The sequence below is a fragment of the Paenisporosarcina sp. P5_A11 genome (assembly GCF_056400705.1).
In genome coordinates, this window is sequence record NZ_JBFUKT010000037.1 from 1 (window position 1) to 24,172 (window position 24,172).

The following is a 24,172-nucleotide window of genomic DNA, read 5'->3' on the forward strand; positions in this document are numbered from 1 at the left end:
ATACAGTCGTTACAACAGATATCTCAACGACTGTATTCTTTTTTAAAATGCTAATGCACTATTTTTTATCTACATTCCAAAGGATAATTCCTTGAAGGAAGTCCATACCTTCGATATTAGAACGTACTGTTGTAATCGTAGTTTTATTTCCGAATTTAACCATTGGTAGGTACTCATAAAATTCTTCTTGTAAAGCATCAAAATGTTGTTTCGCTTCATCTTGTGAAGATGCAGTATTGATTTTGTTTAGCAAGTCATCAATGATTGGATCATTTGTCCAACCTGGCCATTCAGTTGAAGAATCTAAGAATACATACTTATTAGGGATTGGCTCTGTAGGGAAACCAGTTACAAAAATGTCATATGCCGTTTCATCCGCTCTTTTTTGTAATACAGTAGCCCAGTCGTAAATGTCTAGTTTTACTTTCATTCCAATGCTTTCAAGTTGTTGTTGAACAACTACCGCAGAGTTATAGTGATCTTCATAATCGCGAGTAGAAAGTATGACAATTTCTTCGCCGTTATATCCAGCTTCTTTTAACATTGCTTTAGCTTTTTCAGGATCATTCAGATTGTATTTATCTTTTCCTGCTTCGCTATACCATTCTTTTTGGTCTTTAATCATTAAGCCGTGTTCAAGTTCATAATAATCGGGACTTGTAAAAGCAGCAGTTAATATGGCTTCTTCATTCAAAGCAGTATTTATGGCTTGACGTGCCAATACATTTTGGAATAAACCAGCTTTTTTATTAAAAACAATTCCATTGAATCCATTGTGGTCAATTGAATTTTTTACGTCGGTATTAGTAGAAAGTTGTTCTACGTTATCAAAAGAAATTGCATTTGCAATGTCATACTCTCCTGATTGAATTCCTGCTAATCTAGTCGAAGCATCTGTTACGAATTGGAAATAGATATCATCTATAAATGCCTCTTTTTTTCCCGCTAATCCACTTGCAGTTTCATCTAAAGATTGATAGTCTTCAAATTTTGACAAATGTACATATTGATCGCTTTTCCATTCAACAAATTTATATGGACCAGTACCGATAAATTCGGTTAGACCTTCAGCATTGGCTGAATCAATTGTTGATTTTGGTGCGATAACTGCGGCTTGTCCAGGATCAGCAAGCATGTGCAATACTGTGAATTGTGCTACTGGCATTTCTAAGACAACTGTTTCTTCATCTATCTTTGAAAATGTAGAACCAGCAAAAGAACCTTTTCCAAGAGAAGTAGTTTCTGCCCAACGTGTCATAGAAGCAACAACATCGTCAGCTGTCATATCATCCCCATTGTGAAATTTAATGCCTTTTCTTAACTTGAAAGTAATCGTTTTTCCATCTTTACTTTGCTCATAGGATTCTGCTAGTGAAGGAGTAACTTCGAAATTCTCATCAAGTGTTAGTAGTGTTTCGTATACATTTCTCATGACATCCCGTGTTGCAACTGCAGTTGAAATTAGTGGGTCAAGCGTAGGAGGCTGAGCGTTATATGCCACTTGAAGTTCTTTCTTTTCGTTTGAATCGCTTTCCTCAGAACCTCCCTCTGAAGAACATGCCACTAAGGACAAAACAACTAAAACAACTAATGCCATAAAACCAAATTTTTTCTTCTTCTTCATAATATTCCCCCTCGAATGTAAAAAAGTATTCCCTTCATAAATATTTTTTTGAAGGGAATACTTTCACAATAATTTAACACGCTATTCAAATAATTTCAATAGCTCAGATAATATAAAAAAGATATTCACATAGCTTGATGAAAACAATTCTTTCTATTTACTACAATTGTGCATTCAAATAAAACCAACTAATAACCACTAACTATGTTGATGGCTAACTATTCATAGAAATTGCCACAGTTGCATTATGCATTGGCGGAAGCAATTTATTAGGAAAACACAACCAACTCTATTTTCTCAGTGGAATCCAAGATAATATGATTAATTTTTGAAAAATCATTGTATTCTGTTAAATCGCATGGTAAGTTAGTTAACGAACAATTTAAGAAGTTTTTACTTCAAATATTTAAATAAAGACGTAAAAACTTCATGAAGGAAGAGTAAACATGAAAATAAAAGAGTTAATACACCAAAATTATAATGATCTGTCGAAGAGCCAGAAAAAGGTCGCTAAGTTCGTTATGGATCATCCGAAAAAAATTGCCATGGCGTCAGCACAAGATATTGGGACGACCATCGGTGTTAGTGAAACAACGGTTATCCGATTTTGCTATAGCTTGGGACTTTCCGGCTATGCCGAATTGCAAAAGGTCATTCGAGAAAAATTGTTGATTAACGAGAGTAGCTTTACAAACTATCAACAATCCAAGTTAGAGCTCGAACAGGAACCACACTTTTTCGCAAAAGTAATGGAAGAGGATAGGGCAACGATAGCGGCGACAATAGAACAAATAAAAGAAGAAGATTATGAAAAGGCAATTGACCGTCTCTCGAAAGCCGAAACTGTTTATATTCTTGGCCTTCGTTCTTCGTTTACAGCCGCCAATTGGCTATCTTACACACTCGGTTTGGTGAGAGGAAATGTGAGGCTATTGCGACCAGAAACGGAAGATGTTATTCAAACGCTGAGTCAAATGAATGACAAGTCCGTTGTGATTGTTATATCGTTTCACCGCTATTTAAAAGAAACGATTCAAATTGCAGAATTAGCCCATACACAACAAGCTTTCATAATTGGTATAACCGATTCATTGTTGGCTCCAATCCATGCATACAGTCATTTGCTTTTTCCGATTTATTCACCGAACAGGTCAACACTTGATGCAACGGCTTCTCTGTTTTCATTCGTGAATGCGGTGGTTGCGGGTTTGTCAGTGAAGGAAAAGGACAGTTTCAAAACAAGGCAAGAAACGTACCGGGCATTAAATAGTGAATTCTTATTTGTAGAAGGAGTGGATAGAAAATGAAAACAGCGTTACAAGAAGTGAAACCAATTGTTGAAAATGTATTTAATCATTTACATACTCATCCCGAAATCAGTTGGAAAGAAGTGAAGACCACTCAATACTTAAAGCAATTGCTGGAATATGAAGGTTTTCAAGTGGAGACATTCGAAGATTCGACGGGACTTGTTGTCACTGTAGGATCTGGGGATTATTGTGTAGGTATCAGAGCGGATATCGATGCACTTTGGCAACAAGTCGACGGGGTCTATCAAGCGAACCATTCATGTGGACACGACGCACATACGACAATGGCAGTTGGTGCTTTACTTGTATTGAAAAAAATAGGGTTTCCGAAATCAGGACGACTGAAAGTGATTTTTCAACCAGCTGAGGAAAAAGGGACAGGGGCATTGGCATTTTTGGATAAGGGTATAGTGGACGACTTCGATTATTTGTATGGCGTCCATCTTCGACCAATTCAAGAAATCGGGCACGGTTATTCATCGCCTGCTATTATGCACGGTGCCGCAAAAATGATTAATGGATCAATCACCGGGACAGATGCACATGGGGCAAGACCGCATCTAGGGCAAAATGCCATTGAAGTAATGGCACTTCTCGTACAGGCAATCCGCTCCATCCACGTTGATCCCATGGTTCCGCATTCAGCAAAAGTGACAATGTTCCAATCGGGTGGAGAGTCGGCAAACATCATTCCAGGAAATGGGGTGTTCAGCATAGACGTACGTGCTCAGAACAACCAAGTTATGGATACACTGATGGACCAGTTGGAGAAAGTGGTTAGCTCGGTTGCGGAACTGTCTGCCGTTGCAATCAATATTGAAGTCATGGCTGATCTTCCAGCTGCAGAAGTGGATGAAAACGCAGTCAAACTGATGGAACAAGCTATTATTGAAACAGTTGGAAAACAATTCTTAGCCGCTCCCATCGCTACACCAGGCGGAGAAGACTTTCATTTCTATACATTGAAAAGACCTTCTGTCAGAACGACCATGCTCGGTCTCGGTTGCGACTTATCACCAGGTCTTCATCACCCGAAAATGACATTCAACCACGATAGTTTACTGACAGGAATTGAAATTTTAGTTCGAACGGTTAACCATTCATTTGACCGTTTAGAGCAAAGGAAGTAAATTTATGCACACAAATATATCCATTCGCAAATTGGAAAAAAAAGAAGATCTGCGCCTCATCCAAACGCTTGAAAGGGAAGTTTGGAATGGGGATCCAATTCCGACGCATCAAACATTTACAGTAGCGAAGAATGGGGGATTGTTATTAGGTGCTTTCTACGGCGATAAACTTGTAGGTTTTTCATATGGTTTTCCAGGTTTCGCCAATGGCAAATCCTACTTATGCTCACATATGCTCGGCATTCATCCGGACTATCAGCTGAAGGGTATCGGAAAATGGTTGAAGGATGAACAGCGGAAACGGGCACATGAAATAGGCTATGACTTGATTACATGGACATTTGATCCTCTTGAAAGCCGCAATGCTTACTTAAACTTGTCGAAACTCTATGCAATCAGCGATACCTATTTGGAAAATTATTACGGTGAAATGGAAGATGGATTGAATAAAGGATTACCTTCAGATCGGCTTCAAATAGAGTGGTGGTTTTTAAGTGAACGGGTAGAGAGGAAATGGATGCCTCAAATTTCTAAATATGTACGTCCGTTTGCAGTAGGACAATCTGAAAATGGAAATCCGACGATTGAAGTGGAGCCGCGTGAAACTCATTTGAACAGGGTTGGAATTGAAGTTCCGGTTCCAACACATTTTCAAATGCTTAAAAAGAATGAGCCTGAACTGGCACTAGATTGGCGAATGAAAATTAGGACCATTTTTCAAACTTTATTTAGCGCAGGGTATGCAGTGGTCGGTTTGAGAAAGACCGATGAAGAAGTACAATATTACCAATTCGTCAAACGAAGCACAATTCCATTGAATTGAATAGAGAGAGGCGTAAATGAATGATAATTAAAGAAATTAATATTCGAAAAATGAAAATGACGATGAAAAGCCCGTTCACGACAAGTTTTGGTACATTTCAAGATAAAGATTTCCTGTTACTAGAAGTGAAAGATGACCTTGGAAATACGGGTTGGGGAGAGTCGGTAGCGTTCCACTCGCCTTGGTATAACGAAGAAACAATGGAAACGAATTTGCATATGCTTCGGGATTTCCTGATTCCTCTCGTATTAGGAAAAAAAATCGGTCATCCCGACGAAGTAAGTGAATTGTTTACTGCGCTCCGCAAAAACAATATGGCCAAGTCCACTGTTGAAGGCGCGATTTGGGACCTCTATTCAAAGCGTAACAAAATGACGTTGGCTAAAGCCTTAGGGGGCGAGCGAGATAAAATCGAAGTTGGAATCAGTATCGGAATCCATGAAAATGTTGCCGATTTGATCGAAACTGTCCGCGGATTTGTGGATGAAGGCTACAAGCGCATTAAAGTGAAGATTAAACAGGGCAATGACGTTGGAGTTATTCGTGAAATCCGCAAAAACTTCCCGGACGTTCCACTCATGGCAGATGCGAATTCAGCCTATACACTTGAAGATGTGGAACTATTAAAAGAGCTAGACGAATTCAATTTGACAATGATTGAACAGCCACTCGCATCTGATGATATTATCGACCACGCGGCGTTGCAGAAACATCTGGAAACGCCTATCTGTTTGGATGAAAGTATTCATTCACTCGAAGATACGCGAAAAGCGGTTGAATTGGGAAGTACTAAAATTATTAATATTAAAATCGGTCGTGTTGGAGGCCTGACAGAAGCGAAAAAAATACATGATTATTGCATGGAACACCAGATTCCAGTGTGGTGCGGTGGCATGTTGGAATCGGGAATCGGACGCGCGCATAACATCGCACTTACGACCCTTCCAAACTTCATCTTCCCAGGAGACACAGCATCATCATCCCGTTACTGGGAGGAAGATGTCATCAGTCCAGAAATCATCGTGGTTGATGGCTACATTACGATTCCGACTGCATATGGAATCGGATATGAACCTAAAATGAAAGCAATTGATAAATATACTGTCGAGAAGTGGCGTTGGTTTTCGGAAATCATATGAATAGAAGGCAAGGAGCAGCTGAAATTTCATCTTCAGCCGCTTCTTTTTGAATAGAAAGGTGTCATTTCTTTCATGCAAAAAAACGGTATTCAAATAAAGGCATTGGGCAAGGTTTATCCTTTCCTCCTGATTGACCGTTATAATTAAATAACGGAATGATAGTTTAGGAAGAGGTGCTTATGCTAGATGAAAGATTTTCAAGATTATGAAATGCTGGATGTGATTGGGGAGTTGTTTTCGGATGAAGTCTCGATTGCTGTATCAGACGGTGAACACTATGTGTATTATCGTCCAAGCGTCCGAGTGGATTTGAAAATAAATGCAGGTGATTTGGTGAAGCCAGGATCGCTTGCTCATAAGGCGCTATCCTCTGGACAAAAGGTATCAGACTTTATCAACCGAGATGTGTTTGCAGTTCCATATCATGGCATGGCTGTTCCTTTCCACCGAGATGGACAAGTCATAGGAAGCGTGACAGCCATTTATCCTTCGTTCACAGAAGGTAAGTCTGTTGTGATGGTGAAGACGCAAGACGGCTGGATGCCGGTGCCTTTTACGGACGTGAAGTATCTAGAAGTGCGTGGGAAGAAAACACATGTCGAGGCTAATGGGGTTTCTGGTATACACCGGAAAACACTCCAGGCTTTTGAATTCGTTTTGCCTCGAGAGTTATTCGTTCGGTGCCATCGATCGTATATCGTCAATGTCCATCATATCCGCGAGGTTTTTCCTGACACGCATTCTACACTCGTCCTATTAATGAATGACGGGACGAAAATTCCGGTGAGTCAATCTTACGCTAGCTATTTCCGGAAGTTACTTGATTTCTAATAAGCTGTTTCAGTTAGGGGTTTACCTGTTTCAGCGGGTAAATCCCTGTTTCTTTCCCTAAATCTCTAGATCATGAGTTTGTTTGTTAGAATTATTAAAATAGTCATAAGATAGAGGTTGAGAATATGGAAAGAAAATTGAAACGAATCAAACATCCGGAATTAAAAGAACGCGTTGTTACGCCAGAAGAAGCAGCGTCGTGGATCACTGACGGTATGACGCTTGGCTTAAGTGGGTTTACACGTGCAGGTGATGCGAAAGCGGTTCCATTTGCGCTAATCAAGCGTGCCGAAACTGAAACATTTAAAGTGAATATATTTACGGGAGCATCTCTTGGGTCAGATATAGACAAGGCCTTTGCTGAAGCGGGTATCGTCGGAAAACGACTGCCATTTCAAGCAGATCCAGTTATGCGTGGGAAAATAAATGATGGGGATATGATGTTTGTAGACCAACATTTGTCTCATACAGCGGAACTTATTCGTACTGAAGTCATTGGACCAATTGATTTTGCTATTTTGGAAGCGGTTTCAATATCTGAAGATGGCTTTATTATCCCAACGACATCGGTTGGAAATTCATCAATATTTGCGGAACATGCAAAGCACATCATTGTGGAGATTAACATGGCACAGCCAGAGATGCTTGAAGGGCTGCATGATATTTATGACACGGGCAAGCAAGGTGTACGCAAACCGATACCACTAATGAATCCGAACGATCGGATTGGAACAACGGGCATTAAGATTGATCCTGCAAAAGTTAAAGGCATCGTGTTCACAAATCAGATGGACTCACCATCTACAATCGTGGCTCCAGACGCTGAAACAAAGCAAATGGCTGACCATTTATTAGATTTTCTTCGTGTAGAAATCCGTCAAGGGAGACTGACTGATAAACTCGCACCACTACAATCAGGCATTGGATCGGTGGCAAATGCAGTGCTACATGGGATGATTGATTCGGAATTCACGAATCTCGACGTTTACTCGGAAGTGTTACAGGATTCGGTATTCGACTTGATTGATGCTGGAAAAGTGAATTCGGCTTCTTGCTGTTCAATTACGTTATCAGAGGACAAGATGCACCAGGTGTTTGGCAACTTCGAGAAGTACCGTGATAAACTCATCATGCGTCCACAGGAAATATCGAATCACCCGGAAATCATACGTCGCATTGGGCTCATCTCAATAAATACAGCACTTGAGTTCGACATTTACGGAAATGTTAACTCGACACACGTATCAGGTACGAAAATGATGAACGGAATCGGTGGCTCTGGTGATTTTGCTCGGAACGCACGTCTTGCGATTTTCGTCACGAAATCTATTGCAAAAGGTGGCAAGATTTCAAGTATCGTACCGTTTGCATCACATGTTGACCATACAGAACACGATGTGGACATCGTTGTCACCGAACAAGGTTACGCTGATTTGCGCGGGTTAGCTCCACGTGAACGAGTACCGTTAATTATTGAAAACTGTGTACATCCAACGTATCGAGCACAGTTATGGGAATATTACACGGAAGCTTTGGCACGTGGCGGGCAGACCCCACATGTACTTGAAAAAGCTTTCTCTTGGCATACGAACCTCAAACAAAACGGGACGATGCTAGAGGAAGTTGAGCAGTTGGTATAAATTTATATCTGAGGAAAAAAAGCCGCCCCCGGAATTATACATATTCTAGGGGCGGCTTTTATATGGCTATGGCAATTAAAAGGGATGTGGATTCAAGAAAATGCTAGGTAAAGAAACGATAAGTCGCTGAGGTACTATACCTTTGTTTTAACTGATTAAGAGGAGTTGAAACTCTTGACATAATTGACTTAAACACACTTAACTCATTTTTGCTTCGAACTTCATAAGTGATTTTGACATAATAATATTGTGTTCATAACCAGTATATTTGTGGTAGAATGTGGTAAAAAATTACTTGTTAAGGGGGGTATTCTATGAAAAAAATTCTCTACGTTGCAGTGGTAGTAACCATTCTAATTTTAGGGATTGTTAGTAATGTCATGTTGAATTATCATTCTACCCCGGAAGGAGCAATGGATGAATTGTATAAACAGACAGAGGGTCATATCCTACCCCTTTCTGATAATACAGTGGCCCTCCTTATTGAGGAGGATGGAACAGTTTCTGTTGCTTCTAGTAAAATTGTACATCCTTTAGGTTGGTATAAAGACTTTGATTTGTCTAAGACGGATTTAAACGTATATGAGACAGACCTTGAAAAAGAAATCCCTTATACATATGCACCAAAAACAGAAGGATTGTCATTCGGCTTGATAAAAAATGAGCAGATTGAGTCTTCATTAGTGGGAATTAAATTGAGGAAGCAAAGTGCAACTAATGTTTTTCATCTGGAGGATCACTTAGAGAATCAAAGACTATCAAATGTGAAACTTTGGTACTCATTTGTGCTGGGTGAAGGGGATACATTTGCCGATGTCTTTTTTTTGGATAAGAATAAAGAAGTTGTACAGGTAGAGCAAGAATTTGTTCCCCAAAATAAAAAATAAAGAACTTCCAACAAGCTATACAGAACGGCCACTACCAAAACAAGTAGTGGCTTTTTTATTATCGTCTTATCCTCATCCGCTCTGAATTCGTCTTTTTAGGGTTTAAATTATGAACGATAATTTAAGATGATAGGAGAACATTGATTTAGGCAATGTATGTTGGAGATGATATTCATCCTGTGTAAATAAGATGCATTATATTGGAGTATTTGGAAATCTAGTGGTTTTATAGTCTACTGTCTTTTTTTGAAGTTAAAAAAGTGTTGAGTGTTCTATGCAGTTGTGGTAATAATTAGAATACTTAAATTTTTTAAGGGAAGGAAGGGGATTCTTTAATGGAGAAAACGATTAGTCGAGCATTAGAATTGCATCAACTACATAAAGGGAAGATGGAAACCGTCTCGAAGGTGCCTTTGAATAATAACGAAGATTTAAGTTTAGCTTATTCTCCAGGTGTTGCAGAACCTTGTCTCGAGATTGTAAAAGAACCTTCATCAGTTTATGACTATACAATTAAAGGGAATCTTGTCGCTGTCGTTACGGATGGTTCAGCTGTATTAGGATTGGGAAATATCGGCCCTCAAGCAGCTCTTCCTGTAATGGAAGGAAAGGCATTGCTGCTAAAGAAGTTTGCTGATATTGACGCGTTTCCTATTTGTCTTGATACGCAAGATGTCGATGAAATCATTCATATTGTAAAAATGATTAGCCCAACTTTTGGCGGCATTAATTTGGAGGATATTTCTGCACCTAGATGTTTTGAAATCGAGAAACGTTTGCGAGAGGAATGCAATATACCTGTGTTCCATGATGATCAACATGGAACAGCAATCGTAGTAGGCGCAGGTTTACTCAATGCGCTGAAAGTTGTGAATAAGAAAATGAATGAAATTAAACTAGTTGTTAATGGAGCTGGAGCAGCGGGTATTTCGATTGTAAATCTATTGATTAAAATTGGTTTTAAACATATTGTTTTATGTGATTCAAAAGGGATTATTTACAAAGGACGTCCCGAAGGCATGAATCCTGCGAAAGATGCAATTGCTGAAATAACGAATTTATCTCATACTCGAGGTTCTTTATTAGATGCTATGTCTGGCGCTGACGTCTTTATCGGCGTTTCAGTCGGGAACATCCTTACGAGAGAAATGATTGGCTGCATGAATGAAGATCCAATCGTATTCGCGATGGCAAATCCTACACCTGAAATTATGCCTGATATAGCGAAAGAATTCGGTGTGCGAATAATTGCGACGGGCCGTTCGGATTTTCCAAACCAAGTAAACAATGTGTTGGTATTTCCGGGAATTTTCCGAGGCGCACTCGACGTCCGTGCCACTGACATTAATGAAACCATGAAGTTGGCTGCAACCTACGCCATCGCTTCTTTAATAGATACAGCTGATCTAACGGAAGATTATATTATTCCAAATGCTTTCGATAAGAACGTTGCCAAAGTTGTCGCAGAAGCAGTTAGTAAAGCAGCTGTTGAGACTGGTGTAGCGTTAGTCGGTCGTCAGAAATGATAAAAGTTGTCCTTCCTTGAGCTAATCACTCGGAAATTCCTTGAGTTCTTTTGCGGTTCCTAGCGCGATCGCTTTGTCTTTGGTTTCTGACAAACGCGCTCATTCGGTCCAAAAAGAATTTAAATCAAATGAGGTAGAGACAAATAAAAGTTGGAAATAGGAAAATGCACATCAGGCAAAACAGCTGAGGTGCATTTTTTTGTCGTTACATAGAACCGAAAGCCCCTTAGCATACATTGTTCTAGTTATTCGTATGATATTAATCAATATAACGAATTGGAGGAGGATAAATGAAAGCAATTGTGTACACAAAGTACGGTCCCCCCGACGTTCTTCAATTGAAAGAGGTAGAAAAACCTACTCCTAAAGAAAATGAAATACTGGTAAAAGTAAAAGCGACAACCGTAACAGTAGCAGATATTCGGTCACGGAGTTTTACAGTTCCTCCCGCTTTTTGGCTGCCTGCCCGAATAACACTTGGTTTCAGACAACCCAAAAAAGAAATATTGGGGATGGAGTTAGCTGGAGAAGTTGAGTCAGTAGGGAAAGATGTCAAAAGGTTTAAGGAAGGTGACCAGGTTTTTGCAGCTTCCCTAGTGGGTTTTGGTGCTTATACCGAGTATAAGTGTCTGCCTGAAGATGGACCGGTATCTATTAAGCCCTCCAATATAACCTATGAGGAAGCCGCTGCCATTCCAATTGGGGCACGTACAGCCTTGTTTTATCTTAGAAAAGCTAACATTCAGAATGGTCAAAAGGTCCTTGTCTATGGAGCTTCAGGAAGTGTAGGAACTTATGCAGTACAGATTGCAAAGTTCTTCGGAGCAAACGTTACAGGGGTATGCAGTACCACGAATTTAGAATTGGTAAAATCTCTGGGAGCCGATCAGGTAATTGATTACACTGCAGAAGATTTTTCTAGTAAAGGCGAGACTTATGATGTGATCTTTGAAGCGGTAGACAAGAGTTCGTTTTCAGCTTGTATGAAATCGCTAAAGAATAACGGAACCTACATAAATGTCACTGTACCGTTACCAGGTGGTCGAATGTTATGGACTAAATTGACAAGCAGCAAGAAATTATTATTGAGTCGAAATTCACCTGAAACTTCAGAACCACTTAACTTCCTTAAAGAACTTGTTGAGATGGGGAAATTAAAAGTGGTCATTGATAGGTATTATGAGTTTGAAGAGATAGTTGAGGCTCATAGATATGTGGAGAAAGGACACAAAAAGGGAAATGTCGTCATAACTATGGAAACATAACAACAAATCCAAATAACTGAAGCATAAAATGCACGCCCTTGGTGAATAACAATTTTTGGTGTTTAGTCAATGTTGCTCATTAAAAGTTAATTGATGGTACACAACCACACTGGGGAAATTACTTTAAAAATAATGTACAAGTATAAATTTGAAAAGTAAAATACAAAATAAATCTTCATTTCTTGTTGAACTAACAAGTGCCTGGGTTAAAGAAAAGACTCACTTTTACAAGTAAACCGTTCAGTATTAGATCACTTATTCCGTAATAAACGGTCAAATCAAACCTGTTTTATTATCAAGATAAACAGCCAAATATAACCCAAATTAGCACCTCATTTCGAGGTGCTAATTTTTATTGGAAGTTTTATATTTTACCGGTAAAAATGTATATTGTCGGTATAATATATAAAAAATATTTTCACTTTATATTGCTGATTCGTATCATAGGTTTCATGGATAGATTTTCAAGTGTATGTAGGTAATTACTAGCTTGTAAAGGAACAAATGAGGTCACATTCCATACATCCTTTGGCCCCTTTTTATGAGTGTCCGAGATTCGGGGGGATAGTTCATGTAGCTACAGCTTCCTGTTTTGATAGTTATGCCGAGCAGGCTGGACAATATGAAAGATGTGAGTTTCCAGTTAATCATAATGATACCTCCCTTGATGCATGGTGGGTAGGTACTTTAAACATGTGTAATGAGGCGCATTAATTTGCTCTTAATTCTATATTTCTGTTTATCTCTTGAAACTTATGCAATTCTGTGTCAATGTTAATAATGATAACGCATTAAACGAATTTCATAATTGAAACATGTGGGGGGGCCAGTGTTGCTGGTTGAGACCGTATCCTTAAGATACACACCCTTGGAACCTGATCTGGATAACACCAGCGTAGGGAACATATTTAAACATTTTTATTTGTGTTGATATGCGTCCTAGGTACCTACCTGGGGCGCTTTTTCATTTAAATAAAAAATGTTTAAGTGATTAGTCGATATGCCTCTTAGCACCTGGTTAGTTAGATTTTGGTGTGACTCTGCGTTTCTGAGAAAGAATTTGGCTTTACTTAAGAATATGTTTCCTCCTTTCGTTCCGTTCCGTCGTTTAATGCTCTCAACAGATTTGGAAAAGGGAGAGAAAATGATGAAAAAATGGTTAGGATTATTACTAATTATTATGATGTTAACCGCTTGCGGCAATGGTGACAACGCTAGCTCTGGAACCAATGATTCGAGCGGAAAGTTGAAGAAAGTAACCGTGGTATTGGATTGGACACCGAATACGAATCATACAGGCTTATATGTAGCAAGAGACAAAGGCTATTTTAAGGAACAGGGTCTTGATGTAGAAATTATCATGCCAGGTGAAGCCGGTGCTAATCAACTTGTGGCTTCGGGGAAGGCTGAATTCGGAGTTGGTTATCAGGAATCCTTAACAGAAGCACGTGTTCAAGATGTACCAATAGTTTCGATTGCTGCCGTAATTCAACATAATACATCTGGTTTTGCGTCTCCAGCTGAAAAAGAGATTACTTCACCAAAAGATTATGAAGGTAAAGCCTATGGAGGCTGGGGTGCTCCAGTTGAAAAAGCAGTGATTTCTTCTTTAATGAAACAACAGGGTGCAGATGTGGAGAAAGTTGATATGGTAAATATGGGCGATACAGACTTCTTTACAGCCGTAAAAAGAGATGTAGACTTTGCATGGATCTATTACGCTTGGACAGGTATTGAAGCTGAACTTCGTGGAGAGAAATTGAATATGCAATATCTGACCAATTACTCAGATAAGCTAGATTACTATACGCCTGTTCTGATAACTAATGAGAAGTTGATAGCAGAAGATCCCGATACCGTTCGTGCTTTTGTAACAGCAACATCCCAAGGTTATGAATACACAATGGATCATCCAGAAGAAGCGGCGGGAGTTTTAATAAAGGCTGTACCAGAGTTAGATCCAGAGTTGGTTAAAGCAAGTCAAAAATGGTTGTCTCCAAAGTATCAAGATGATGCATCACAATGGGGAATACAAGATAAAAAGGTTTGGGAAAACTACGCACAATGGATGTATGATAATGGATTATTAGAAGGCAAACTAGACGTAGAGAAAGCCTTTACGAATGAATTTTTACCTAAAAAGGAGAATGAATAGATGAATAACTCTTTAGTTAGCATTCAGATCATACCGAAAACAAAAAATGGTGAAGATTCAATTCCATATGTTGATCAAGCGATTGCCGTCATAAAGGATTCAGGAATACGCTATGAGGTCCATCCACTTGAAACCACAATGGAAGGGAATTTGACAGAAATTTTCTCTGTTATCCAGAAAATGAATGAGCGAATGATGAAGGCTGGCTGTGTAAATGTCATTTCCCAAGTAAAAATCCTTTATCAGCCAAGCGGTGTTTCGATGGATAAATTGACAGAGAAATATCGATCATGAAAGTTTTCCATAGAGGGTGGAGACCATTATTGGTCCTCATCCTTTTATTTACCATATGGCAACTATCCTGTTGGTTATTCGAAATACCGAAGTGGCTACTGCCAGCACCATCTGAAATATGGTTAGAAGGAATAACAGGCTGGGGAAATTACAGGAGTCATGTAGTATCAACGGTTAAGTTGTCCTTTATGGGGCTTTTGATAGGTAGTGGAGTTGGCATTATCATAGCTGTCACTTTACACAGTTTACCAAAGCTTAGAGAGGCATTTTATCCAATTATTATTTTGACACAAAACATTCCTATCATTGTGTTGGCTCCGTTGTTGGTAATATGGTTTGGATTTGGAATGCTACCCAAAATCATTGTCATCACATTAGTTTGTTTTTTCCCAATAACTGTTGCTGCTTTGGATGGATTTCGACATACGACTGCTGAGCTTACGCATTATATGAAAATGGCTGGCGCATCGAAGAAGCAGATTTTTTGGAAAGTAGAGTGGCCATATGCATTACCTTCACTATTTTCAGGACTGAAAATAGCTGCTACCTACAGCGTGATGGGCGCTGTTATCTCTGAATGGCTGGGTGCCAAAGAAGGAATTGGAGTATTTATGACTCTTGCGTCATCTTCATTTCGGACAGATCGTGTCTTTGTAGCAATCTTTCTCATTATGATTTTAAGCTTAATATTCTTCGCTTTAATTTCTTCATTGGAGAAAATCATCGTGAAAGGGAAACCTAAAGGAGAGGGAAAAAATTAAGACTAAGCTCAGTGTGGAAAATATAACGAAATCGTTTGAGGGAAATAAGGTACTAGAAGAGTTATCTTTTCATGTAAATGAGGGCGAATTTGTTACGATCGTAGGTCCTTCAGGAAGTGGAAAGAGCACGTTATTTCACTTGATTGGCGGTCTCTATACCCCAGACTCCGGAGATATCCGAATGGACGGGGAACGAATGAATGGACAAAGAGGTGCCATTAGTTATACGCCTCAATCTCCATCCTTATTGCCATGGCGGACAGTCCTTGACAATATTCTGCTTAGTGGAGAAATTAATGGAGAAAAATATGAATTAGAAGCCCTTCGAATGATTGAAAGAGCCGGTCTAAAGGGATATGAACAAGCGTATCCCTCTGAATTATCAGGTGGGATGCAACAGAGAGTGTCTTTTATCAGGAGTCTCATGAGTCCACAATCACTTATTTGTTTAGATGAACCCTTCTCTTCGCTTGATGAATTTACGCGGATGGAAATGCAAAATTGGTTACTTTCCATCTGGGAAGAAAACAAGCGCTCCATTTTGATGGTGACACATCATATCGAGGAAGCCTTGTATCTATCCGATCGAATTATCGTCTTATCTGGAAAGCCTGCAAAAATTAAAAAAGAGTTTAGCATTCCTTTTCCAAGACCTAGACAGGAGTCAATTATCTTAAGTGATGAATTTTTGCAATGGAAGAGAAACATCTACAATGAATTACGGGGTACTTAAAATTTAGTTGTAAAAATCGATTGCTCATCTATTTTTACACCGATTCCTACCTTGCGAAATCACCCAAACCATTGATCATAAAGAATCCAAATGACTTATTAAGTCAAAAAGACTTTGGGGATTTGATGAATGAACATGGTGGTAACATGGATACCAAGAAGATTCACATGCTACGTAAGAGAGGGAAACTCCCAACAGAAACGGCGTTAATCGGAGGGAAACCTTACTGGCTTAAAGAAGAAATCGAGATCTATATCCATGATTTACCGGTAAAAAACAGAGATAATTACTAGACAAATAATTGAATCCCCCCTCACAATAAGAACAATTGTTCTTATTGTGAGGGGGGATTATTTATGAAAACAGTACCGAATCGAACCATTGCTTGTTTGGATATGCGAAGTTTCTATGCGAGTTGTGCGGCAGCTGACCTAGGGTTAGATGTGATGGAAGAAGCCATTGCTGTAATTGGAAACTTAGAAAAAAGGGCAGGTAAATATCTCGCAGATTCTGAAGGTATGGCACTTTACTACTTTACAAAAGATGAGCCAAATACAACAAACTACATCGGCGAATGTCTTGAAAACCGGCCTGCCTTCTATGCAGAAAACCTTGAAGCTCCTGAAGGATTTATCAAAGACGACTTCGGAACGATTACGCGCGAAGACACTGGCGAAAAGCAAACGACTTATAAAGGCTACCCGCTTTACTTTGTAAAAGACGAAGCATCTGGTGATGTAAACGGACAAGGCGTCAAAGACGTTTGGTTTATTGTCAACAGTGAAACAACATTTGCACAATAATGCATGCTACTGAAGGAACTGCCTTACGCTCGGCAGTTCTTTTTTTCTCTCCCCATTAATATTTTTACCACAACCTAGTTTATGATTTATACTAATAAAAAACGGTTTAATAAGAGGATGTTCAAAAAGTCCAGGAAAAATAGCTGTCGAATTTACTTGCACAGGAAGTGCTGATCCGACGTTCGCCACAGGACTTGGCGGTTCTTAGTCGGACTTCGTCACTCTGCCTCTCAGTTCCTCGAGTCTATCGTTCCTCGAACTTCTCGGCTCTTTTTATCCTCCTTTTTGAACACGCACAATAAGGGAGAGAATTTGTAGTGAAATCTAAGACGGACGAAGAACTGATCGAATTAATTGTCCAAAACCATCGCCCGGCACTTGAAGAATTGTATGATCGCTATGTAAAGCTCGTCTACAGCTTCTCTTTAAAAATGACAAAAGGTGACGTAGAGAAAACAAAGGAAATTGTGCAGCAAGTCTTTCTCCGGCTTTGGACAACAAAAAGAACATACAGCTCGGCACAAGGAAGATTTGCGAACTGGCTTCTCACCATTACCAGGAACATTGCTATCGATCTCATTCGTAAAGAACAAAAACATACGGGTGCAATTCAGTTAGAGCTTAATGAATGGCGACAAATGCCTGATCAGCAAACAGAAGATGTACCACAGCAAGTTTCAAGAAATTTATTGAAGCACCAAATTCAAGAAGCAAAACAGCATCTCTCTGAGCCACAGCGGCGCCTTATCAATTTATTATACTGGGAAGGCTACTCCTTAAGCGAAATTGCAGAGCTTGAAAAAAAGCCGCTCGGTACGATTAAAAGCCGGCTGCATCAAACCTTAAAAAAACTGCGAAATTATTTCAGTGAAGAAACAGGAGGGGTTCGGCATGGAAAATAAATGCGAAAACCTGTCTTTATATATTATCGACGAGCTATCTGAACATGAAAAAGAACAATTTGAACGCCATCTAAAAACATGTATCCCCTGTCAAAATGAATTAGACTCCTTACAGGAAGCGTGGCAGGTGCTTTCATATGATATTGAAGAAACGGATGTTCCAGAATCACTAAAAGCAGAAGTCATGAACTTTATTTTTGAAGAAGAAAATTCATTAAAAACAAACGAAGTAAAAGATAAAAAACATAGCTTTCTTGAACGATGTAAATTACTCTTAACTAAGCAATTCTCACCATTATCTGCAGGTATTACGGCCGTTTTAATAATAGGCTTAATCGGATTATTGTGGAGTAACCTCCAATTGAAAGATACCATTATAGCATTAGAAAACCAATCTGTTTCCCCTACTCAAATTGTTAGGACGTTTAATTTAAAAGGACAGGATTTAGCCACTTCGGCAAACGGAATCGCCTACCTTCTTCAAGATGGGCGCGACAACAGCCTTGTCATTGAGTTAAACAATATGCCAGGAACAAAAGATGATGAAGTATACCAAGTGTGGCTGTTGAAAAACGGTAATCGTCAAAACGCTGGTACTTTAAAGCCTGATGAAAACGGTAACGGCCTGATCACCTACCGCCTTCCAAAAAATCACTCGTTTGATGATATTGGGATTACACTCGAACCGAATCCAAATAACACTCAACCTCAGGGTCATAAAGTGATGGGAACCACCTAGGGGTTTACTATAACAAGTAATACTTTTGGCCCGATGGGGTGGCTGCCGGATTGAAGATGATATTGTAGTAACAGAGAATGGTTATGAAATCATTACCCATTCTCCTAAGCAATTAATTATCTTATAAAAAATATTGAACAGGTCATCCAAGGAATTTTTATAAAGATGACCTTTCTTTTGAATGAGGTCGTATTCGATATGAATGAAATCATCATATTTATCATGACAGGATTTATGGTTCTAGGAGCAATAGATTATCTGTTGGGTAATAGGTATGGAGTCGGACAAAAATTTAAGGAAGCCTTCCATTCCATGGGAGCACTAGCCCTTTCAATGGTTGGAATGATCTCACTATCGCCTGTATTGGCAAAATGGTTAACACCGATTGTATCCCCTGTCTACCAATTTCTTGGAGCAGATCCATCGATGTTTTCATCCACGTTTTTAGCTCTTGATATGGGTGGATACTCTTTAGCAAATGAAATGGCTCAATCGAGTGATGCTGCTTTATTTTCTTGGGTGTTTTTAGGAACGATGATGGGGCCGACTATTGTTTTTACCATTCCGGTTGCTTTAAGCATCGTTCATAAAAATGATCATCCCTTTTTTGCTAAAGGAATTTTAATTGGGCTCATGACTATTCCATTTGGATGTTTAGCGGGGGGATTCGTAGCAGGATTTGACTTGATATGGATGTTGAAAAATCTGCTTCCTTCTATCCTCATTTCTGTCTTGATCGGCATTGGGATGTTATCCGCTCAATCCGTGATGATTCGTGGTTTTAAATGGTTTGGTAAAGGGATTGAAATAGTTATTATCATTGGTCTTGTCTCGATTATCATTGAGACTTTAACAGGTATAGTTCTTATTCCTGGTATGATGCCGCTTTCAGAAGGCTTTGTAACAGTTGGAAAAATAACCATCATGCTTGCTGGTGCGTTTCCGTTTGTATTTGTGTTAGTAAAAGTATTAAAGAAGCCTTTTGTACTACTCGGAAATAAGACAGGTATGAATCAACAAGCATTAGGTGGTTTTATCGCATCCTTCGCTCATCACATTCCTATGTTTGCTACATTGCACGACATGGATAACCGTGGTAAAGTCGTGAATACTGCGTTTGCCGTTAGTGGTGCATTTGTATTTGGTAGTCACTTAGGCTTTGTAGCCGGCTTAGAAAAGAGTTTTGTTATTCCATTAGTTGTCGGTAAACTTACAGCAGGATTTTTAGCTGCAGCAGTAGCCTTGATCGCGACAAAGAGATCTTAATTAGGAATAATCTTTAATAGCTTATAAGCATAAAATAATCATTGATTTACGTTTATAGAGGATTCAAGTTAGCGTTAGTATTTCAGTTGCTATTTATGGTATTAAACTTAAAGAAGCCGAAGCAATGCCCCCCCTTTTACAAGGGGGGGCATTGCCATGTGAAAGGCAGCCGGTTCTTCAACTAGGCACCCGTTAGTAAAAAATATATTGCTTTATTTAAAGACTTTTTATATATTTCGTAACATTCCCCATACAGCAACTACCTTGAGGATTATTTACCTCACACCCGCATCTGTCTGCTTTTACATTTTCTCGAATGTGTTCTAAAGGTTTAGGAGAAAGTTCTTGTTCTTCATATTTCTTAATTTTCTCTTTTGTCCAACTAAAGCAATAGCAAACTGGTACTGTGGGAGAATCATCTTTTTGGTGCACAGATACCTTTACTTCTGACTTAAGATACAATTTTTTCTCTGTATCAAAATAGACAACATCACAATCTTTCGTTGAACAAAAGTAATGAGTCAAACTCGGATTCAAAGAATCTAAAACTGATGGTTTAAGCATTGATTTCAACGTTATAATTTTCAACTTTTTTCCTTTGGTATTACAAGATGGACAAAACTCAGTATCATTACTTTCTGTAATTTGTTCTTTTGAAGCACAACAATCAGTCATTTCTACACCTTCTCTTTTAGTTCTCTAATATTAAAATTATAACATCTATACTTCAACTAACCTCCCTCTATAAACCGTTGATACATCAATTTTTATAGAGGGGGGATAGTTCAATAAGGAAAGTGTTTGTATTGGCAGTGTAGAAGATAGCTTTCTATTACGAATAATATACTTTTAATTTACTTTCATTTGTTTACCGTTTCGGCGGGAGTAACCCCTTCATTTTGAAAATAAGTTGTTATTATTTTAGTAATAAACCAGTTTGTTCTATAGGGCTCTGGATTCATTTCCACCGTAATAATTTTATGTCCTCTGCCGAAATGTTCATATGAAGTTAGTAAATCATATGCAATTGTATATTGTACCTTTGTATCACTTATTCTATCTGCTTTTACAAAATGAACGTTAGCAACCCACGGACTTGATTGCCCAGTCACCCAACCTTTTTCTTCGAACTGTTTCTGTGTAAGTTTTTGAAGAGATGGTGATAGCACAGCATATTGAACAGCACCACTTCGATTTTCTACTCCCAATATCCATAATTCCACAGCTTGTTTGGGGGTTCTAGGTTGCAATCCGTATATAAATGAATTTAATTGACTTTCCAAATTTTTGTCACCTTTCGAACTACATTTCTAATAAGATATGTTTCAAATGACTCCCAAGTGGAGAGTTAGATTGAAAATTTCTTAGAATGAATGGATTTTATTGAACTAACAGGTGCTTGAGTTAAAAATTTGTGAGATGCCGAGTCGGCTCTTTTTTCTTATTTAAATAACGCGACAGGTTAGATGAATAAAGGTTTGGGGATTAATAGTGGTGTTTTCTTATCGTTAATCCAGAAAAACTACTGGTAATCATGATATGCTGTATAGTAACTATACTGTTAAGGGAATTATACAAATGAAAAATAACAAAAATAATTTTACTACTGGTGAATTCGCAAAAATTTGTAATGTAAATAAACAAACGCTTATTTATTACGACAAAATTGGGTTGTTTTCTCCAAATATCAAGGCTGAAAACGGCTATCGCTATTATTCAATTCATCAATATGAACTTTTTAGCGTGATTGAATTATTAAAAGAATTAGGTATGTCCTTGAATGCAATTCAAGAATTTATAAAAAATAAGTCTCCTGAATATTTTCTAACTGTTATGCAACAACAAAAGGAAAAAATTACTCAAAAGAAAAAACAATTAGAAATAATGGAGATAATGATTGATACACAAATTTTATTAGCTAAACAAGCTGAAACAATTGATTTTTCTTCCCTTACATTAATGGAACTAAAAAATGAGAAGCTTTATTTAGGAGATGTTATTAGGAATAATACTGAGGAAGAGTTCGTAAAAGCAGTCTCGCATTTTGTTAAAGAAATTAATGAAAAGAAATTAGATACGGGATATCCAATTGGGGTAGTAATCACTAAAGATAGCTTGATGCATAATAAATATAATCACTATAGTCAACTTTATATTAAGCAATTTCATGATGTTCCTTTTGATGATAAAATACAGGCATTCTCCGGTACTTTTTTAGTAGGTTATCATGTAGGTTCTGAAGTTACTATTTATCAAACTTACGAACGGATCAATAATGAAATGAAACGATTAAACTTAGCAATGGGTGCATTTGCATTAGAAGAATATATATTCGATTCACTTATGAAAGAATTTGAAAAGGATTATGTAACGAAAATTATGCTCCAAGTAAAATCTACTCTTTAATCATTTGAGCAATTAATTTAAATCCACTTGACTATATAGTAACTATATAGTTTATCTTCTGATAAGTAACATGGATTTTAATTAAGGAGCTAACAATGATGCAAAACTACAAAGTTATACTTGGTTTACTTTTATTTAATTTGTTTATTGCCTTTTTAGGTATCGGGCTTGTGATTCCTGTCTTACCCACCTTAATGAATGAAATGAATTTAACAGGGACCATTGTCGGTTATTTAACTGCAGCTTTTGCAATAGCCCAACTAATTGTTTCTCCTCTTGCAGGCAAGGCCGTTGATAAATTCGGTAGAAAAATAATGATCGTAATGGGTTTATTTATTTTTGGTTTTTCTGAACTACTATTCGCAATAGGAAAAAGCGTTGAGGTATTATTTATATCTCGTATATTTGGTGGGATCAGTGCTGCTTTTATCATGCCTGCCGTAACTGCTTTTATTGCGGATATTACAACTTTACAAACCCGTTCTAAAGCACTTGGTTATATGTCTGCAGCAATTAGTACAGGATTTATTATTGGTCCTGGTATTGGTGGGTTTTTAGCTGATATTGGTACGCGTGTTCCGTTTTATTTTGCAGGCGTTTTAGGGATTATGGCGGCAATTTTTTCAAGTATAGTGTTAACAGAAACAAAGAGAAATCATCAAGAAATTGACACAATGGAAAGCCGGCATTCTGGTTTAAAAAGTATTTTATTACCGATGTACCTAATGCCATTTTTGTTAATCTTTATAGCGTCTTTTGGTTTAGCGGCATTCGAATCCTTTTTTAGCCTCTTTGTTGACCATAAATTCGGTTTTACCCCTAAAGATATTGCCATTATTATTACGGGAGGAGCCATTGTCGGTGCTATAGCACAGCTACTTCTGTTTGAAAAACTAACAAATATTTGGGGAGAAATTAAATTAATTCGTTATAGTTTAATCTTATCCGCTGTATTAGTATTTTCAATGACTGTTATTCATTCCTACTTATCGATTCTTCTTACGACATTTATGTTATTTGTTGGTTTTGATCTTTTCCGCCCGGCAGTTACATCGCATTTATCGAAAATTGCAGGAAATGAGCAGGGATTTGTAGGTGGAATGAATTCTATGTTTACAAGTCTCGCAAATATCGTTGGACCAATATTAGGTGGGATTTTGTTTGACATTGACCTCAACTATCCCTATTATTTTGCAGCCGTCTTTTTAGTCATAGGGGTTGTTATGACGATATTTTGGAAAAAATTAATTAAATCTTACTAATCCGTTTGGGGAGTTCTTCAACTAACGGGTGCTTTAGTTGAAGAACGCTTATTGAACTAACGGTGCAGGTTAGTTGAATAAGAAAATAGTGTTTGTAAAATCAAAATTCAAAATTATATTTTAGTTATAATAGAAATAGAGTAGAGAAAGTTGGGGTAACTGATGGTTCAAACAATACCAACATCTTGGTTATGGGATGTAATTGGTTTTTGGTATGTTGGTTTTATCTTTTGGATATTACTAGCTGCTTCAATCGTTACTTTTATCATTGGAGTAGTAAAGAATTCTTGGAAGGCTATCCTAATAAGTATAATTATTTTTCTTCCGAATGTATTAGCAATAATTACTTTGGATTTCGAGTATATTATGTATTTATTATTAGTTTGGTTTATTATACAAATCCTTATGTTACGTAAAATCTATCGCAATAACGTCGAATTACTGATATGAATTTTTTTATGTTTAAAGCTACAATACCTCAATGCCTTATTTTTGCAATTATTATCATCCTTCAAGTATGGAGCGTAATTTAACTTAATGAGTTCTTTAGTTGAAAAAAACTTATAATTTTTAGTGCGAACACTCAGCCTCTTGGTTGGGTGTTTTTGTGTACGTTTAATTTATTTTTTCACAAGATAACTGTATGGGTTAGTATAGGGTTTGGTGCCTTTTTTGG

Annotated in this window: 23 protein-coding genes, 1 pseudogene and 1 riboswitch; of the genes and pseudogenes, 21 read left to right on the forward strand and 3 right to left on the reverse strand. The window is 38.0% G+C overall.

The genetic code is table 11. From position 1 onward, the window contains the following. Positions 1–58 precede the first annotated feature (58 nt). Positions 59–1,624, reverse strand: coding sequence for an ABC transporter substrate-binding protein (locus tag AC1DOS_RS08075; protein WP_477537074.1), 1,566 nt, complete (start codon positions 1,622–1,624; stop codon positions 59–61). A 446-nt stretch (positions 1,625–2,070) separates the two neighbouring features. On the opposite strand from AC1DOS_RS08075, the gene AC1DOS_RS08080 reads away from it, so the two are divergent. The 18 genes and pseudogenes from AC1DOS_RS08080 (at position 2,071) to eutH (ending at position 19,828) form a co-directional block, all read left to right on the forward strand. Next, complete coding sequence (locus tag AC1DOS_RS08080; protein WP_477537075.1) at positions 2,071–2,931, forward strand: MurR/RpiR family transcriptional regulator; 861 nt, start codon at positions 2,071–2,073, stop codon at positions 2,929–2,931. Next, positions 2,928–4,064, forward strand: coding sequence for a M20 peptidase aminoacylase family protein (locus AC1DOS_RS08085; protein WP_477537076.1), 1,137 nt, complete (start codon positions 2,928–2,930; stop codon positions 4,062–4,064). Before AC1DOS_RS08080 ends, AC1DOS_RS08085 begins: the two co-directional genes overlap by 4 nt. Positions 4,065–4,068: 4 nt before the next feature. Next, positions 4,069–4,887: a GNAT family N-acetyltransferase gene (locus tag AC1DOS_RS08090; RefSeq protein ID WP_477537077.1), complete on the forward strand. Its 819-nt coding sequence runs from the start codon at positions 4,069–4,071 to the stop codon at positions 4,885–4,887. A 20-nt stretch (positions 4,888–4,907) separates the two neighbouring features. Next, entirely contained in the window at positions 4,908–6,026 is a 1,119-nt protein-coding gene (gene menC / locus AC1DOS_RS08095; RefSeq protein ID WP_477537078.1) for an o-succinylbenzoate synthase, read from the forward strand. Between the two features lie 186 nt (positions 6,027–6,212). Beyond that, positions 6,213–6,857, forward strand: coding sequence for a LytTR family transcriptional regulator DNA-binding domain-containing protein (locus tag AC1DOS_RS08100; RefSeq protein ID WP_477537079.1), 645 nt, complete (start codon positions 6,213–6,215; stop codon positions 6,855–6,857). A 125-nt stretch (positions 6,858–6,982) separates the two neighbouring features. Next, the gene (locus AC1DOS_RS08105) at positions 6,983–8,497 is read left to right on the forward strand and encodes an acetyl-CoA hydrolase/transferase family protein (protein ID WP_477537080.1); all 1,515 of its coding nucleotides are present in this window, start codon (positions 6,983–6,985) and stop codon (positions 8,495–8,497) included. Between the two features lie 314 nt (positions 8,498–8,811). Beyond that, positions 8,812–9,384, forward strand: a complete 573-nt coding sequence (locus tag AC1DOS_RS08110) for a hypothetical protein (protein WP_477537081.1) — start codon at positions 8,812–8,814, stop codon at positions 9,382–9,384. A gap of 335 nt (positions 9,385–9,719) precedes the next feature. Then, positions 9,720–10,910 (forward strand): NAD(P)-dependent malic enzyme, encoded by a 1,191-nt coding sequence (locus AC1DOS_RS08115; RefSeq protein ID WP_477537082.1) that lies wholly within the window; start codon positions 9,720–9,722, stop codon positions 10,908–10,910. Positions 10,911–11,200: 290 nt separating this feature from the next. Beyond that, a pseudogene (locus tag AC1DOS_RS08120) lies at positions 11,201–12,191 on the forward strand (NAD(P)-dependent alcohol dehydrogenase). Between the two features lie 793 nt (positions 12,192–12,984). Next, a riboswitch (TPP riboswitch) is annotated at positions 12,985–13,094 on the forward strand. Positions 13,095–13,322: 228 nt separating this feature from the next. Then, positions 13,323–14,330 (forward strand): ABC transporter substrate-binding protein, encoded by a 1,008-nt coding sequence (locus tag AC1DOS_RS08125; RefSeq protein ID WP_477537083.1) that lies wholly within the window; start codon positions 13,323–13,325, stop codon positions 14,328–14,330. Further along, a complete protein-coding gene (locus tag AC1DOS_RS08130; protein WP_477537084.1) occupies positions 14,331–14,624 on the forward strand; it encodes a thiamine-binding protein in 294 nt (97 codons plus the stop codon). Beyond that, the gene (locus AC1DOS_RS08135) at positions 14,621–15,385 is read left to right on the forward strand and encodes an ABC transporter permease (protein WP_477537085.1); all 765 of its coding nucleotides are present in this window, start codon (positions 14,621–14,623) and stop codon (positions 15,383–15,385) included. The genes AC1DOS_RS08130 and AC1DOS_RS08135 overlap by 4 nt, the downstream gene beginning before the upstream one ends. Before the next feature lie 13 nt (positions 15,386–15,398). Beyond that, complete coding sequence (locus AC1DOS_RS08140) at positions 15,399–16,118, forward strand: ABC transporter ATP-binding protein (RefSeq protein ID WP_233260525.1); 720 nt, start codon at positions 15,399–15,401, stop codon at positions 16,116–16,118. Positions 16,119–16,138: 20 nt separating this feature from the next. Beyond that, positions 16,139–16,411: a hypothetical protein gene (locus AC1DOS_RS08145; protein WP_477537086.1), complete on the forward strand. Its 273-nt coding sequence runs from the start codon at positions 16,139–16,141 to the stop codon at positions 16,409–16,411. 63 nt (positions 16,412–16,474) lie between these two features. Next, a complete protein-coding gene (locus AC1DOS_RS08150) occupies positions 16,475–16,921 on the forward strand; it encodes a COG4315 family predicted lipoprotein (RefSeq protein ID WP_477537087.1) in 447 nt (148 codons plus the stop codon). Positions 16,922–17,238: 317 nt separating this feature from the next. Then, positions 17,239–17,823: an RNA polymerase sigma factor gene (locus AC1DOS_RS08155; protein ID WP_477537088.1), complete on the forward strand. Its 585-nt coding sequence runs from the start codon at positions 17,239–17,241 to the stop codon at positions 17,821–17,823. Further along, entirely contained in the window at positions 17,813–18,562 is a 750-nt protein-coding gene (locus tag AC1DOS_RS08160; RefSeq protein WP_477537089.1) for an anti-sigma factor, read from the forward strand. The genes AC1DOS_RS08155 and AC1DOS_RS08160 overlap by 11 nt, the downstream gene beginning before the upstream one ends. Before the next feature lie 198 nt (positions 18,563–18,760). Next, positions 18,761–19,828, forward strand: a complete 1,068-nt coding sequence (gene eutH / locus AC1DOS_RS08165) for an ethanolamine utilization protein EutH (protein WP_477537090.1) — start codon at positions 18,761–18,763, stop codon at positions 19,826–19,828. A 216-nt stretch (positions 19,829–20,044) separates the two neighbouring features. Here eutH and AC1DOS_RS08170 read toward each other — a convergent pair whose 3' ends face one another. Continuing rightward, complete coding sequence (locus tag AC1DOS_RS08170; protein WP_477537091.1) at positions 20,045–20,503, reverse strand: putative iron-sulfur cluster-binding metallochaperone; 459 nt, start codon at positions 20,501–20,503, stop codon at positions 20,045–20,047. A gap of 185 nt (positions 20,504–20,688) precedes the next feature. After that, the gene (locus tag AC1DOS_RS08175) at positions 20,689–21,111 is read right to left on the reverse strand and encodes a hypothetical protein (protein WP_477537092.1); all 423 of its coding nucleotides are present in this window, start codon (positions 21,109–21,111) and stop codon (positions 20,689–20,691) included. A 295-nt stretch (positions 21,112–21,406) separates the two neighbouring features. Here AC1DOS_RS08175 and AC1DOS_RS08180 point away from each other — a divergent pair, with 295 nt between their 5' ends. The 3 genes from AC1DOS_RS08180 (at position 21,407) to AC1DOS_RS08190 (ending at position 23,946) form a co-directional block, all read left to right on the forward strand. Next, the gene (locus AC1DOS_RS08180) at positions 21,407–22,234 is read left to right on the forward strand and encodes a MerR family transcriptional regulator (RefSeq protein ID WP_477537093.1); all 828 of its coding nucleotides are present in this window, start codon (positions 21,407–21,409) and stop codon (positions 22,232–22,234) included. A 98-nt stretch (positions 22,235–22,332) separates the two neighbouring features. Continuing rightward, positions 22,333–23,496 carry an MFS transporter gene (locus tag AC1DOS_RS08185; protein WP_477537094.1) on the forward strand — a complete coding sequence of 388 codons (1,164 nt, stop codon included), beginning with the start codon at positions 22,333–22,335 and terminating at the stop codon, positions 23,494–23,496. A 162-nt stretch (positions 23,497–23,658) separates the two neighbouring features. Continuing rightward, positions 23,659–23,946, forward strand: coding sequence for a hypothetical protein (locus tag AC1DOS_RS08190; protein WP_477537095.1), 288 nt, complete (start codon positions 23,659–23,661; stop codon positions 23,944–23,946). Positions 23,947–24,172 lie beyond the last annotated feature (226 nt).